This window comes from Bacillus sp. 5mfcol3.1, from assembly GCF_900114335.1.
Taxonomy (GTDB): Bacteria; Bacillota; Bacilli; order Bacillales; family Bacillaceae_G; genus Bacillus_A; species Bacillus_A thuringiensis_S.
In genome coordinates this window covers 216,065-231,470 of the sequence record NZ_FOST01000003.1, presented here as the reverse complement: position 1 = coordinate 231,470, position 15,406 = coordinate 216,065, and the positions used below count along the sequence as shown (strand labels likewise).

Below are 15,406 nucleotides of genomic sequence, written 5' to 3'. Positions count from 1 at the left end.
TTTCATCCCTTTCTATGAAAAAAGACTAACTCTTAATAAAAAGAGCTAATCTCATTACGCCGTTATTTTTTCTTCTTTTTTTACAACGACAGCCACATAACTATGAAGTATCATTCCAATAATAACGAGACTCATACCAACCCAAGATAAAGATGACGGAATTGGTGCAGATAACCATATCAGCTCTCCTACTAGCGCAAATAAAACTTCACCAGACTGCGTCGCTTCCACTGTTGCTAGTTTTTGTGGATCATCTTTTACAAGATCTGTTGCAAAGAAAAATAATATTGTCGCGATTAACCCAGAACTAACTGCTACAATAAAACATTGAAAAACTTGGTTACTTGACGGTAATCCGCCAGTTAATACTTCGTAACCAGATAATAAAAACCAAAATGGTAAACTTGCTAATGTCATACCGAGTACTCGCTGAAATACATCTAATTCCCCTTTACAAACTTGCATCATTTTTCGATTTCCAAGAGGATACGCAAATGCTGCAATAAGTACAGGAACTACACATAAAACGGTTTCACGAATACCTAATGAAGAAGCATGTTCTACTTGCATGAGAACAACACCGAATAAAATAATGCCCGACATAACTAATTCCTTCATCGGAAGTTTTTTATGTAGTGGATCCACCGCAAAAAATGGTGTTAACAAAATCCCTGCAACGATTGTAATTTGCCATGTTGATGCAACGAGCCAACCTGGTCCGAACGCTCCAGCAAAACTAAGCGGTGCATAAAAGAGACCAAATCCAACGATACTCCATACTAACCATTCTTTCGGATTGTTTTTCATATATTGAAAGAGTTGCTTTAAGTTCCCTCTATACATAACAATAAGTAATAGCATTGGAACCATAAAATAATACCGTAATGATGCACTCCAAATCCAGCTTCCACCTTCTAAGTCCATTGCCCGGTTTAAAACAAAGGTAAAGGCAAAGAAAAATGATGCCAGTATCCCTATAACAATTGCTTTCATTGTAAAACCCCTTGTATTTAATTTTTAATCTCTATAACATATATTTTAGTATACGCGATGAAAAATCTACATACAAACTTACATTTCACTTTCCATTCACTTGCAATGAAAAAGATAATAATACATTCATTTATTATACTTAATATAAAAACATTAAACAGAAATAATTTTAAAAATAAGTTACTTCTATGGATGTGATAACACTGAAAATATACAGAGCCTCTATACAATCTATTTTATTTGTTCTTTCTTTCGGAGTTTTTTTCCTTCTAATAAGTGTTTTATCTTTAATGGAAGAATTTGATTTACTAGGAATTATTTCAATATTTTTCTCCTTATGGCTACTAAAGTATGCCCTAACCTTATGGAAAACACGTGCAAACGATATAGGTTCCTATTGGGATGATGAAAGAATTGTAGTAGATTTGCATGGGAATAAAGTGTATTGGTATGAAATCAAGGATATTACATACCAAAATTTTTAAGGGTCAAAATCTACCTTAATCTCGACCCACTATACTCACCATGAAAATATACGAATCCGCCATAAAAGATGACTACCAACTATTGCACATTCAATTTACTGGTTTTCTATTGAAAAACCAAAAGATTATCATAAAAATTTAATGATAGCTTGGGAAGAAAAGCAAACAAATAAAAATAAACGCCTCCTTTAATTATTATTTAGGGGCGTTTGTTCATTCAAAAATTAAAGAATATGTAGTTTATATTCTCTATATAATTTCCTCAATCGACTTATATGTGCTTGATGATACCGATTATGATCTGCTATATGCCAAATTCCCCATCTTATAGTCGCATTTTCCCCTTTTTCATACAAAACTTCCCGCGTTAAATCAGTTTCTGTTAGTTTCATACATTCTTCATAAAACAATTTTTGCACTGCTTCATAATCTTGCATTAACTCTTGCAACGTGTATTTTCTTAAACTCGGTATTTCTCCTACTTCATTCAACATAGGACCATATTTATTTTCAAATGCTGTTGGAACATCTTCTCCCTTGAAACGATACACCCAATGTAAATCGACAACTGCTAAATGCTGAAGTAACTGCCCAATACTATTTTCATTATTTTCAGACCCTTTATAGGATAGTTCGTTCTCTTCAGTACCTTCTACTAACCTTTGCAATCTATTAAACGTATCAGCAACCGTCGCATACAAAATCGCTACTTGAGGGTCCAGATTTCTTTCTAAATGGAGATCTTTCATACAAAACTTCCTCTCTTAAAAGAACAACACCATATGTTCATCATCACTATACACACCATTCATTTTTATAGCCCTTTTTTCAATTCCGTACGTTTTAAATCCCATTGATTCATATAATCGTTTGGCTGGTTCGTTCGTTGACACAACCCCTAAATTCAATTGCTCTAGCTTCATCTCTTTTGCCCTTTCAATTGCTTTACGTATTAAATCACGTGCAAGACCACTTCTTCGATTTTCAGTATCTACATACATTGCAACGATATGCCCTTTATGCTTATATGCGTCCTTTTCTTCTGTTAATAAAGTAACAACCCCAACTAAACGATTTTCATTATTAAAAGCACCAAATGTAAAACTACTGTTGGATGAAAGATTACTAGCAACGCGTTCAAGAGGGTTTTCTTGACGTACTGCTTCTTCATAAGTCGTTACAAATGCTTCTGGATTTACTTGTAGTGCTTGTAAACGTAACTCCCAATATTGTTTTGCATCCGCTTTTGTAAGTAATCGAATCATTTTATCTTCCCCTTTTTAATTGACATAATATTTTTATAGGTTATTATTTTTTAATTCATACTCTTCTTTTAATATACTGTAACGATAGCGATGAATGAACTTTCCCTGTCTCAATCGATCATTTCTCATTAACCCTTCGCATACAAATCCGGCATTTTCATAACTCTTTTTAGCTTGTGTATTATCTTCATCTACACGTAACCAAATTTTCTCCAATTCAAACTGGGAAAAACCTATTTGTAACATGCTGTTTAGAGCTGCCATTCCAAATCCTTTACCCCAATAGTCTTTATTTCCAATCGCAATTCCTAGTTCTGCATTTTTATTTGTTTTATCAAAATTTTTAAGGTCTACCCATCCAATATGTATACCTTTCTCAGTAACGATCGCCCTTTGTTCATAACCATTTTTTCGGCTTATGCAAGCTTCAATCCAGATTCTCGTATCTCCACGAGTGAACGGAGGATATTGGTCTGGTACGACTAAATGCTTTGTTACATCGCTATCTAACGACCATTGATAGCGATCTTCTACATCATCTAGTGTCAATTCTCTTAATTGAACATATGGTACATTCATTTTCTCTCCCCTTTTTATTTACCAATAGAAAATCCTTCGAACACTCTTCCACCATACTGTTCTAACGTCATTTCTATAAAATGAATTAATTCATTTTTCTCTCCCGTTTTATAAAAATGATCAAAAGCCGCTACAAATTTGTTTGCATATTGCTCATCATATCTTCTTAGCACTCTAATAAACCATTTTGAACTCCCAAGCCACCTACCATTTACTCTTAATACATATTCATGTACTAAATCCGCTAATAAATTAGCGATAAACAATTCTTCTTCTCTTTTTGTTGCACCAATAAAGTCATCTAAAGTATCCGTAATAAAATATCGCTTCTGCTTAATCGTTTCTTCGGTCCATTTAGCTGGTCCTTTATGTAGTAAATCATTCGCTTCTTTTTTTAATTTCTCAACAATTTCCTTTTCCCCTTTTAATACAACCCCTTCTGAAACTAATTGTGGTAACGACGGTCTCCCTCGATCACAATCCATTTTGAAAAAGGTTTTATATGTTGTAAAATTATGAACAAACACCTCAACAGGCCATCCATTACTATAGAAAGATTCTCTATAACAAGAAGTTAAACTTTGGTCAACTATTACAATATCAAGGTCAGATGTTTTCGTCGCTTCTCCTCGTGCAACGCTTCCGCCGAGTAAAGCTACATCACAATTCGGAAATTGTGATGTAATTATGCCTTGTGCTGCTTCAATGGGTTTCATAGCCGTTCCTCTTTTCTTATTTCATTTTCTTTTTTCAGCTCTTTCTCTCGCTTTTTTTATATAGCTTTCTGCATCTGGTGTTTTACATGATGTTGTACCGTGATCAACCTCTACTTTTCCAATTTCACGTGCGATTTCAATCGCTTGTCGCTCTAAGTCTTCATTACGAATTCCTATTGCGATTAAAGCACTATTCATCGCTTCTTTTTTTCTATTTTTTTCATTATGTATATTTTCTTTAATCTCTTCTAAGTATGGAGAGAAGAAATCATCATGTAACGCTTTATTTTTAATCGATATATTTGCTAATAAAGACCAGCCAGCTCTTCCAATCCATTCATCATTAGACTTTGTCCACTCTTCCATTCTTTCTATTGCAATTGGCGAAGTACATATAGATGTCATAAAAACATCCATTAAACAGTAATAATCAACATCCTGAACCCAACTATTAAGCTGTTCTGCTGTTATATTCTTCGGGTCTAAAATATAAGTTGCTAATGTCATCGCGTCCATATTTTTTGTTTCCCACAATTCAACTGCTAAATCGTGATCTTTTTTTATTTTCTTTTTTAACAATTTTAGATTCGCAAAACTAACTCCGAATAATGGCTCTTTCGCTCCGTGGTTTTTATACGTTTTTCGATTTTGTTCTGTTCCATATTCCTCTAGTTGCTGCATTACTTCCTCAAGTAACATATACCCACCTCTTTATCTTTTATGTTGACTGTATATATGTATGTACGATATATTCTACATTACTTTTTGTTTTTCCTATATTTATTTTTAAAATACGGTATGTGAAATTTCTAAACATTGCACAGCTATACCATTAAAAAACTGTACATGTTAAACATACAGTTTTTTGATGGTATCAATTTTGCGTAGAATAAGATATAAACTACGAAAGAACTTTTAATGGTCCTCTCAATCACCTATTTTTTCAACTAAATTTTTTACATCTGACCACTCTTCTATTGACCCTGCGTCCGGAAAAACTGTAACTACATTAAAATTCGCACCTTTTTCTTTCCCAATTTGTTTAGCTGCTAATAAATTCGCTGCCGCAGAAGTTCCTATTTTTATACCAGTATCTTTGTAAAAACGTGCCATTTCATACAGGGTATCTTCATATGAATAAGTCCATTGTTTTTCTATCAAATTTTCTTCCTGTTCTATGAAATGTTGTTTCCTTCCTAAGCCGAACCCACCTGATCCAGCATATTTCTTTAAATCATTTGGTGGTTGTTCCGAACCATAAGGCAATTCAGCAGGCATTACTAAATGTAGTTCAACATTTTTTGTATAATTCTTTATTGCTGTATAGACTCCCATTAGAGTCCCACCAGTACCAGCAGATGCTACCCATGCATGTATTGGTTTTCCATTCATTTGTGCAATAATTTCTCGCCCTGTACCTTCTATATGACTTACTAGATTTGCATTATTATAATGTTGGAATAAAAAGTATAATTCTGGCTTTTGTTTGCTAATCTCTATTGTTTTCTCAATTACTGCGTAGAACCCTTTACATTTATCAACTAAGATTACGTTAGCACCATAACGATCAAGTTCATTTAATAGAGATTTACCGGTTCCAGAACTTAAAACTAACGTGCATTGAATCCCTAAATAATTACAAATACACCCAATTGACCTCGCTAAGCTTCCACCACTATACTCTAAAATATTTTGTTTTTTGTCCGCTTCTTGTAAATATTTATTAATCATTCCAAGTGCTGCCCTATCCTTAATTGACCCTGTAGGGTTATGCCATTCACATTTAGCATAGATAGAAAGATCCTTCGTTTCTTCGCATTTTAATTTCATGAGAGGTGTATTTCCAACATGTTTAGAAAACTCTTCAAAATGGTTTACTATCATACTTTTATACCTCCTTCATAAATTATGTTTATTACATTTGTTCTTAGCCAAAATACTTTCTACATTTTAATAACTCTCTCAATAAGATCTTCTTATATAAAAATCCCTACAAACACTGTAGGGATTTATGTCTAAATCATTTTGTTACACTCTATTTCATATGAAAATAGTTTCTTTATTCAGATGCATTCATAAGCACAATTCTCCAACCATCTGGATCCTCTATTGTGGTTCCTTTCTCTATCCAATACGGGTTTTCTGGTTCCACCTCATGATAGCCCATATTACTTAATCGATTCACTATCTTTTCAATTTCATCTTTATTAGGCATATAAAAAACTAGTAAATTATCTTTTGTCGGTGCCGGACATGGACTTCCATTAACATGTGTAGTAAACTCCAAATGATACTCTTCATCTGGTAAGCCAAACATAACCCCATCATATCCTTCATGATTGTGAAATTCCCCTATACGTTTTAAACCTAATCCTGTTTCATAAAAATTTATCACTTCTTCAAATTTATCTGTTGGTCTTGCAATTCTAAATTGAACCCAATTCTTCATGCAAATCTCCTCCTTTTCATTTTCCAAAGCTTTATAGTAATTAGTATAGGTTACATATATTCCCTTTAACATCCCTCATTAGTGTGAACTTCCTAAGTTGAAAGACCTATTAGTTAATAAACAATAGGACTTTAGTATAAAATTCATATAAAGTTAGTTATATAAATGTAGAGATGAATTACAAGCTATTACGTATGAAATAGTTCTCCTTGCAGGGCCTTTATATACCGATCAGCAGATCTTTGTACAGCTTTATTCGCATCTTCCACCACACCATGAAATGCATTATATAGTCGACTAAATTGGATATCTTTTACCTTCTCTGCCATATCTCTAACTTTATTCGCTGGTAATGGAATGAGATTGGGATAACTATACATAAAACTTACCCATTTTCGATCCGAAACTACTTGTATAATATCACCTGATAACAAAATGCCTTTCCCTTCATTACCGTCTTTCCAATGTATAACAGTTCCCCCCTTAAAATGGCCTCCTAAGCGATGCAATGTAAGTTCTTCCGATAATATCAGATGCTCCCCAGACCAAAATTTAATTTGCTTACTCGGACGAACCACCCACTCTTTATCATCTTCATGAATATAAATAGGTACATTGAATGTTTCCGCCCATTTAACTTGTGTAGAGTAATAATGTGGATGAGAAAGTGCTATTGCTTGAATACCACCTAAATCATATATACGTTGTATCGTTTTATCATCTAAATAACTAATGCAATCCCACATAACATTTAGAGTTTTACTTTGTATTAAAAATGCTGTTTGTCCAATCGCAAATTTAGGTTTAGTAGTAATGCTATACAAACCGCTTTCTTCTTTTATTATTTCGTTTTTGTATAAATTGCTATTTTGCATCGTTTCTAATGTTGTCCATGACTGCCCAATTGGATTAACATATTGTCTTTCCTCATTACAAATTTTACAGCGAGAAGGTGCTTCTTCATTTTCGGGATACTGTACTCCACATGTAGTGCAAATATAATTATCCATATTCCCACTCCTTTTTTCATGTAATTGTTTCTTTACCAATATTTTAATAAAAAACAAAAATATTCGAATCAATAATTGGAACGAAAATGAAATGATACGAAAGTATGATTAGTCTCCTTTCGTTTTAAGACTTTAGCCTAAGTACTATATTTTTCATTTCTTCTTTCTGTGAAAGTTGCATATCGTTTTTAATAGAAATTCCAAGTAAATTAAACTTTTACCCATTAAATAAGTGAATACATCTTTTCAAAATAAATGAACCTATTCATAGATTTCGTCACACCTTTGACACAGTTGCACTAAGCGATACACATTAGGGGTATAGTATATTTAAAGTAACGATAAAAGAATATTCAATAATTTTATCTTCCTTATCGTTACTAGATTCAATTCGTAACAAATAAAGGAGAGGTTTTAATGGAAATCGTTATTATGCTCTATGATGGAATTACTGCATTAGATGCTATTGGTCCATACGAAGTATTTGCTGCAGAAAGCAACAACAACATAAAATTTGTTGCTAAAACGAAGGGATTAATAAAATTAGATTCGAAAATGGGCTATTTACATGCTGATTACAATTTTAATGAAATTACTTCAGCAGATATTCTTATTATTCCCGGATGTCGTCCACCAAACTTTACACAACTTATGAAGGATGAAGAAACTCTTAATTGGATTCTCCAAATACATAAAACGACAAAGTGGACTACAACTGTATGTACGGGCTCCTTAATCTTAGGTGCTACTGGTCTACTAAATGGTGTTAATGCTACTAGTCATTGGAGCTGTTTTAACTTACTTCGTTCTCTCGGAGCTGTTCCAACTGAAGAGAGATTCGTGCGCCATGAAAAAATTATAACAGCTGCTGGTGTATCTGCAGGTATTGATATGGCCCTTCAGTTAATAGCTTGGGAATTTGGAGATGAAAAAAGCAAAGCAGTTCAACTCATGTTAGAATACGACCCTCAGCCTCCCTTTGATACAGGTTCTCCTAAAAAAGCGCATGCATCCTTATTAGAAGATTTAAATTTGATGATTGAAAGTTTAAATAATAAAGTTTAAATTCATCCTATTTTTCAAAACTGCAATTGATATACAATCTTGCATACTTTTGAGTAAACTTTTTTACACTTGTAAAAAAGTTTTTTTGCATTTCCCTACCTATAATTGCTAATATAGTAGAGTAGAACTTTTATAGAGAGAAGGAAAATTATGCACAATGGAATTCGAATGACAACTTTAGTAAAAAGGGCTATGTTAGTTTGTGCGGGGGTATTATTCACATACGAAGCGGCTTTGGGATCAGTACATACTGCTCTAGCTAGTACAGAGGATGAAGCAAAATCTGTTCAACTTGTAAGTGAGATTCAAACATCTCTTGCTCCGAAAGAAGCTCCTAAACATTATAACGGGCAAGTTAGAAAAGTCGCTTATTTAACATTTGATGATGGTCCTGGAAAATACACAGCTGAGCTTTTAGATATGTTAAAGAAAGAAAATGCAAAAGCAACATTCTTCCTAATTGGTTCAAACGTAAAAGCTTTCCCTGATCTTGTAAAACGCGAAGATGCTGAAGGCCACTACGTTGGGATGCACAGTATGACTCATAACTACAAGAAACTTTACACAGAAGGTCATTACGTAGATGAAATGAAGGAAGACCAAGGCTTAATCGCTGGTGTTTTAGGTAAATCACCAGTATTAACTCGTCCATCTTACGGCTCTATGCCAGGATTAAACGAAGCTCTTCGCAACAAAGTTGTAGAAAATGGCTTAAAAGTTTGGGATTGGACAATTGATTCTTTAGACTGGAAATACAACAAAATGCAAGTTGATGCTGCATCTGCTAAAATTGTAGAGAACGTGTTACATGGTGCTACAAATCCAACAGAAGTTATCCTTATGCATGATATTCATCCACAATCAGTAAAAGCAGTACCTGGAATTATTAAAGGACTGAAAGAAAAAGGATATGAATTAGAAGCATATAATGAGAACGAACATTTCCCATTAAACTTCTGGCATGATAATCGTATGTAATGAAAAGACTTGATTCCCTTTAGCTGGGAATCAAGTCTTTTTGTCGTTTTGGGAATTTCTCTTCGTATATTCGACTCAAATTCCCCCTTCTCTAATATCAATAAAAATTCAAAATCACATGTTATACTAAAATTTAGTTTAAATAAGTAGGTGCCATATGATCGTATATACAGTACAAACTGAAGAAGCTTGGAAACAATTTAAGAAACTTGATTATTTAGAAGGTAATAAAGAATTCATCGATCCAGACGATTTATATTCATATGACTGGATGGTGCGCGTTGCTAAAACAAGATTGCCTCATTACGAAGGTAACTATCCTATTTGGGTCTGGGAAGCAAATAATCACCCAAATCGAAATCATAAAGCTTGGGGTAGAACAAATTCAAAAATGGTAATTTTAACACTAGATGTACCGAAAGAATGGGTACTATGGAGCTATTTTGACTATTGGTGCTGCGCTATGACTGATGGATCAATATATTTACATACAAAAAATAAGTGTACTTTAGATGAATGGTATACATATATGGATAAAAAATACGAGATAATATTTGATTTCGATTATTTATTATCTCATCCTGATTGGTGTCTAGGTAAAGAGGATTCGTTAGAAAAACAAGGTGTTATCGGCAACATCTCCCTTTCCTTCGTAAAAAAAGTAAGGCGTTTTCGCGCTAAGGAAGATACATCTATTAATGAAATCAGAAGTGATAACTGGGATAGTAGAAAAGAAAACCGTATTAAAAAGATGAATCGAAAATTAAGAAAAAGAATCGAAAAACAAAAAAGATTGCAAAAGCGACTTATACGAAATTAAAACAGATTTATCAAAATATATTAAGAAATTATGGATTGAATATAAAATTTCAACCCTTTTTATATTATCAACACTTTAGCACATATTAACCATAAGGAGTGATATGTATATGGAGTTTCTCTCATCTGAATATTTGTCTGCCTTGCTTGCCATCATTGTAATCGATTTAGTGTTAGCCGGAGATAATGCCATCGTAATTGGATTAGCAGCAAGAAGATTACCGAAAGACCAACAAAAAAAAGTTATCATATGGGGTACTGTCGGGGCGATTGCTATTAGAGCCCTCGCTACCTTAGTTGTCGTTTGGTTATTAAAAATACCTGGTTTACTCCTAATTGGCGGTATACTTCTTATATGGATCGCTTACAAGTTGATTGCTGAGGGTAAAAATCATGATATTAAAGCCGAAGAAGGATTTTGGTCTGCTATTAAAACCATTATTATCGCTGATGCGTTAATGGGCATTGATAATGTACTCGCTGTTGCAGGAGCTGCCCATGGTAACTTTTCTTTAGTAATCATTGGATTATTAGTGTCTATTCCTGTAGTCGTATGGGGCAGCACATTGATTTTAAAATGGGTGGATCGTTTTCCTGTCATCATTACGATTGGAGCAGCCGTTTTAGCTTATACTGCTGCAAAAATGATTGTAGATGAGAAATGGTTTGCTGGATTTTTCGAAAGTAACCCTTTCATTAAATGGGCATTTATCATTATTATCATCGTCGGTGTAGTTTTCTTCGGAAAAGCAAAACAAAAAGCAACAGCTAGTTCTGTCTAATAATGATGGTATATTTACAAATAAAAAGCGCTATTCATATGAATAGCGCCTTTTATTATTTAGCTTCCCCTTCCGGAGTCGTTTTTACCTTCGTTTTGTTTTTATCACGATTGTTATAGTTATACTTCGAACGATCTACTGGAGTGAATCCTTCCGGTGTGTAGAATCGTAATAAGTCACCATTTACGACTTGGTCAGAGTATTTTAGTGAGTTTTGAACCATTTGTTCATTTTTCTTTATTTCATCTGTAAATTCTACAGGTTTTCCAGTTGTTGTATCATAGTATTTGCCGTTTAGTGCAGTAACAGTTGGGCTTACGTAGTTACCGTTACGGAACGCAACGACTTGTTTATGCTCTGGTGATAATAAATCTGAACCGAATTGAACATAGTTTTTCGTATCTGTACCTAGTAAGTGTAATAACGTAGGAAGAACGTCAATTTCACCGCCATATTGATGTTGTACGCCACCTTTCACCCCTGGTACACGAACGATTAAAGGCACACGTTGTAACTGTGCATTTTCAAATGAGTTCATTTCTTTACCCATTACTTTTGACATTGCTGCATTATGATTATCTGAAATACCGTAATGGTCTCCGTACATAACGATAATTGAGTTATCATATAAACCAGATTGTTTCAAGTAATCGATGAAGCCTTTTACAGATTCATCTAAATAGCGTGCTGTTTGGAAGTACGTATCTACTGATGAATCACCTGTTGTTGCTGGTTCAATCGTTGCTTCTGCCTTATCGATTGGATAAGGGAAATGGTTCGATAACGTAATAAACTTCGTATAGAAAGGCTGTTTCAACGTTTGTAATAACGGAATAGATTCATTAAAGAACGGTTTATCTTTTAATCCGTAGTTTACTACATCTTTTTCATTCATATCGTAGTATGACGCATCAAAGAATTTATTAAAACCAAATGATTTATAAATATCGTCACGGTTCCAGAATGTTTTGTAGTTACCGTGGAATACTGCTGATGTGTATCCTTGTTGTCCTAAAATAGCTGGTGCTGATTGATACGTATTATGAGATTTCGTTGTAAAGACAGAACCTTGCGGTAAACCAAACATTGAATTCTCTAACATAAACTCCGCATCAGATGTTTTCCCTTGTCCTGTTTGATGGAAGAAGTTATCAAAGTATAGTGTATTCGCATCTTTTGTAAATGAGTTTAAGAACGGTGTAACTTCTTGACCATTTAATTTGTAATCAATTAAGAAGTTTTGGAATGACTCTAAATGAATATAAATTACGTTCATTCCCTTTCCTTTACCGAAATACTCAGGATTTGGACTTGCATAAGTTGAGGTTAAATAATTTCGTACTTCTGTCATATTATCGCCATCAGCTAATGCTCGTTCTGTCGATGCTTTCGCACTTTGAATTCCATCATAAATTGTGTAGTTGTATGCCCCTAAATATTTTACAATATAATTACGGTCAAACGTTCTTGTTAATAATTCAGGACGGTCAGACTCTGCAAGACCTAAGTTAACACTGAATAATAAAATACCTGCTACAAATACTAGAGATAATTTATGCTTCGCAACACGAATTGGTTTTGGATTTGCAAATTTTGTTGCGACTAACACAATTAATATAATCGTGTCTAAAAAGTATAGTGGATCATAAAGATGTAGCAACGCAAGAATACTACCACCTAAATCTCCAAAGTTATTCGTTTGTGTTAATGTCGGGAACGTAATAAAGTCACTGAAAAAGCGATAGTATACTACGTTTGCGTATAAAAGAATCGACAATAACAAGTTGATAACGATTAACCAAATATAAGATCGTTTCCCTTTTGCAAATAATGCAAGTCCTAAAAATAGAACTGCTGAACTAAGCGGGTTGAAAAACAGCAAGAATTTTTGGATTGTGTTTGAAATTCCTAAATTAAATTCCGTTACATACGCGGCATATGTTTTGAGCCAAAATAAAATAACGGCAAACAGAAAGAATCCAAAATGATTGCTTAACACACTTTTGCTCTTTAATAAGAACTGTTTCATTTCTCCACCTCTTTTAATCATCCAAGGCTTATTTTTTATAAGTCTGTCTCTCTATTCAAATTTTCTTCTTCAAATAGATTATCTTTATTTAACTATATGAAGAATATTAGTAATTATAATTTGAAGCTAGTATTTATTCAACTATTTCTTTTTAAACATTTTGACCTTGGTTTCTATTTAACAAAATAAATTTGTAACATTTCCTGTTTTCTCCCAAGATTAATCCACTAATTATGACATCCCATACTATATACCTTTATAAACTCATTCGCAAACTATTCTATCTCCAATTTTGGTACATATTTCACATGACAAAATAATGTTATTTAATTATATTGCTCACCTTACATTCCCCTGCTTCAACTAAATCTTAAAGTCATTACATCTCTTCCGTACATGAAAAATCCTCATGTTCACTAATATTATATTTGAATAATTATTCATTTGCCCCACCAGTGGTGTTATGTTTTCTCGACAAAAAAACTCGCTCTAAAAAGAGCGAGTTTTTTCATGATATATTATTGACCTTTGTACATTGCATCTACTTGTTTTTGAAGTTCTTCATTTTCTAAGTACTCATCGTAAGTTGCCTCTTTATCGATTACACCGTTTGGTGTTACTTCGATAATGCGGTTTGCAATTGTTTGTACGAACTGATGGTCATGAGATGTGAATAACATTGTACCTTTGAAAGCAATTAAACCGTTGTTTAATGCAGTGATAGACTCAAGGTCTAAGTGGTTCGTTGGATCGTCAAGTGTGATTACGTTCGCACCACTTAACATCATTTTAGATAACATACAACGAACTTTTTCGCCTCCAGATAATACAGAAACGTTCTTCTTAACTTCTTCACCTGAGAATAACATACGGCCTAAGAAACCACGTAAGAAGCTTTCTGACTCATCTTGTGGAGAGAATTGGCGTAACCAATCAACTAAGTTATAGTCACTGTTCTCAAAGTATTTAGAGTTATCTCTTGGGAAGTAAGATTGAGATGTTGTAACACCCCATTTGAATGAACCGCTATCTGGCTCCATTTCACCCATAAGGATTTTAAATAATGTTGTCATCGCGATATCGTTACGACCGATAAATGCAACTTTATCACCTTTATTTAAAGTGAAGTACACATTATCTAACACTTTTTCGCCATCAATTGTTTTAGAAAGGCCTTCAACAGTTAATAAGTCATTTCCTATTTCACGCTCAGGTGTGAAGCCAACGAATGGGTAACGACGTGATGATGGTCTAATATCATCTAATGTAATTTTATCTAATAATTTTTTACGAGAAGTTGCTTGTTTCGCTTTAGATGCGTTTGAGCTAAAGCGTGCAATGAAGTTTTGTAACTCTTTTACTTTCTCTTCTTTTTTCTTATTAGCATCTTGTGTTAATTTTAAAGCTAATTGGCTTGACTCATACCAGAAGTCATAGTTACCAACATAAAGTTGAATTTTACCGAAATCAAGATCAGCCATGTGCGTACATACTTTATTTAAGAAGTGACGGTCATGGGATACAACGATTACTGTATTTTCAAAGTTCATTAAGAAGTTTTCTAACCATTGAATCGCTTTTAAGTCCAAGTGGTTGGTAGGCTCATCTAGTAATAGAATATCAGGTTTACCGAATAATGCTTGAGCAAGTAATACTTTTACTTTCTCTGCACCAGTCAATTCTGATAATTTTTTGTCATGAAGATCTTCACCAATACCAAGACCTTTTAGAAGGATTGCAGCTTCTGACTCAGCTTCCCAACCGTTAAGCTCAGCGAACTCACCTTCAAGTTCTGCAGCACGCATTCCATCTTCATCACTAAAGTCTTCTTTCATGTAAATAGCATTTTTCTCTTGCATTACTTTGTAAAGTTGCGTGTGACCCATAATTACTGTTTCTAATACTGGGAACTCTTCATATTCGAAGTGGTTCTGTTTTAATACTGCTAGACGCTCACCTGGCGTAATATGTATATCACCTGTTGATGGTTCAATTTCTCCAGATAAAATCTTTAGAAATGTTGATTTACCAGCACCGTTTGCTCCGATTAAACCGTAGCAGTTACCTGGCGTGAATTTTATGTTAACATCTTCAAATAATTTGCGATCCGCGAAACGCAAACTAACGTTACTTACTGTAATCATTTGTGTCCTCCTACTAATACCGCTTATTTCAGCGTTTTCTCACCGATTGTCTTAAAAAATCGCATATTACGACTCAATTATTGTAGACTATA

At 33.8% G+C, this 15,406-nt stretch carries 16 protein-coding genes; 5 read left to right on the top strand and 11 right to left on the bottom strand.

Features of this window, described 5'->3' with window-relative positions; translation table 11 throughout:
• Nucleotides 1–54: 54 nt before the first annotated feature.
• Nucleotides 55–993 (bottom strand): DMT family transporter, encoded by a 939-nt coding sequence (locus BM089_RS19295; protein WP_090977749.1) that lies wholly within the window; start codon nt 991–993, stop codon nt 55–57.
• Nucleotides 994–1,283: 290 nt separating this feature from the next.
• Between BM089_RS19295 and BM089_RS31560 the strand changes: the two genes are divergently transcribed.
• Nucleotides 1,284–1,478, top strand: a complete 195-nt coding sequence (locus tag BM089_RS31560; protein ID WP_225988572.1) for a hypothetical protein — start codon at nt 1,284–1,286, stop codon at nt 1,476–1,478.
• A 224-nt stretch (nt 1,479–1,702) separates the two neighbouring features.
• Here BM089_RS31560 and BM089_RS19285 read toward each other — a convergent pair whose 3' ends face one another.
• The 8 genes from BM089_RS19285 to BM089_RS19250 all read right to left on the bottom strand — a co-directional run bounded on the left by BM089_RS19285 (nt 1,703) and on the right by BM089_RS19250 (nt 7,497).
• Nucleotides 1,703–2,227, bottom strand: coding sequence for a DinB family protein (locus tag BM089_RS19285; RefSeq protein WP_000653846.1), 525 nt, complete (start codon nt 2,225–2,227; stop codon nt 1,703–1,705).
• Between the two features lie 15 nt (nt 2,228–2,242).
• Nucleotides 2,243–2,743 (bottom strand): GNAT family N-acetyltransferase, encoded by a 501-nt coding sequence (locus tag BM089_RS19280; RefSeq protein WP_000620322.1) that lies wholly within the window; start codon nt 2,741–2,743, stop codon nt 2,243–2,245.
• 33 nt (nt 2,744–2,776) lie between these two features.
• On the bottom strand, nt 2,777–3,322 hold the full coding sequence (locus tag BM089_RS19275) for a GNAT family N-acetyltransferase (RefSeq protein WP_075720278.1): 546 nt from the start codon (nt 3,320–3,322) through the stop codon (nt 2,777–2,779).
• A gap of 14 nt (nt 3,323–3,336) precedes the next feature.
• Nucleotides 3,337–4,038, bottom strand: coding sequence for a nucleotidyltransferase domain-containing protein (locus BM089_RS19270; RefSeq protein WP_075720276.1), 702 nt, complete (start codon nt 4,036–4,038; stop codon nt 3,337–3,339).
• Nucleotides 4,039–4,059: 21 nt separating this feature from the next.
• Nucleotides 4,060–4,737, bottom strand: coding sequence for a DNA alkylation repair protein (locus BM089_RS19265; protein WP_075720274.1), 678 nt, complete (start codon nt 4,735–4,737; stop codon nt 4,060–4,062).
• A gap of 228 nt (nt 4,738–4,965) precedes the next feature.
• Nucleotides 4,966–5,922 (bottom strand): PLP-dependent cysteine synthase family protein, encoded by a 957-nt coding sequence (locus tag BM089_RS19260; RefSeq protein ID WP_075720272.1) that lies wholly within the window; start codon nt 5,920–5,922, stop codon nt 4,966–4,968.
• A gap of 175 nt (nt 5,923–6,097) precedes the next feature.
• A complete protein-coding gene (locus BM089_RS19255) occupies nt 6,098–6,487 on the bottom strand; it encodes a VOC family protein (protein WP_000800663.1) in 390 nt (129 codons plus the stop codon).
• A 188-nt stretch (nt 6,488–6,675) separates the two neighbouring features.
• The gene (locus BM089_RS19250; RefSeq protein ID WP_000371021.1) at nt 6,676–7,497 is read right to left on the bottom strand and encodes an MBL fold metallo-hydrolase; all 822 of its coding nucleotides are present in this window, start codon (nt 7,495–7,497) and stop codon (nt 6,676–6,678) included.
• Nucleotides 7,498–7,914: 417 nt separating this feature from the next.
• On the opposite strand from BM089_RS19250, the gene BM089_RS19245 reads away from it, so the two are divergent.
• The 4 genes from BM089_RS19245 (at nt 7,915) to BM089_RS19230 (ending at nt 11,141) form a co-directional block, all read left to right on the top strand.
• Nucleotides 7,915–8,562 carry a DJ-1/PfpI family protein gene (locus BM089_RS19245; protein WP_075717741.1) on the top strand — a complete coding sequence of 216 codons (648 nt, stop codon included), beginning with the start codon at nt 7,915–7,917 and terminating at the stop codon, nt 8,560–8,562.
• A gap of 150 nt (nt 8,563–8,712) precedes the next feature.
• Nucleotides 8,713–9,540 carry a peptidoglycan-N-acetylglucosamine deacetylase gene (locus tag BM089_RS19240; RefSeq protein ID WP_000551449.1) on the top strand — a complete coding sequence of 276 codons (828 nt, stop codon included), beginning with the start codon at nt 8,713–8,715 and terminating at the stop codon, nt 9,538–9,540.
• Nucleotides 9,541–9,697: 157 nt separating this feature from the next.
• The gene (locus BM089_RS19235; protein WP_090977748.1) at nt 9,698–10,360 is read left to right on the top strand and encodes a DUF3841 domain-containing protein; all 663 of its coding nucleotides are present in this window, start codon (nt 9,698–9,700) and stop codon (nt 10,358–10,360) included.
• A gap of 109 nt (nt 10,361–10,469) precedes the next feature.
• Complete coding sequence (locus BM089_RS19230; protein ID WP_000395169.1) at nt 10,470–11,141, top strand: TerC family protein; 672 nt, start codon at nt 10,470–10,472, stop codon at nt 11,139–11,141.
• 55 nt (nt 11,142–11,196) lie between these two features.
• On the opposite strand, the gene BM089_RS19225 is transcribed toward BM089_RS19230, so the two are convergent.
• The gene (locus BM089_RS19225; protein ID WP_000808748.1) at nt 11,197–13,170 is read right to left on the bottom strand and encodes a lipoteichoic acid synthase; all 1,974 of its coding nucleotides are present in this window, start codon (nt 13,168–13,170) and stop codon (nt 11,197–11,199) included.
• 518 nt (nt 13,171–13,688) lie between these two features.
• Complete coding sequence (locus BM089_RS19220) at nt 13,689–15,314, bottom strand: ABC-F family ATP-binding cassette domain-containing protein (protein WP_000633860.1); 1,626 nt, start codon at nt 15,312–15,314, stop codon at nt 13,689–13,691.
• Between the last annotated feature and the right edge of the window lie 92 nt (nt 15,315–15,406).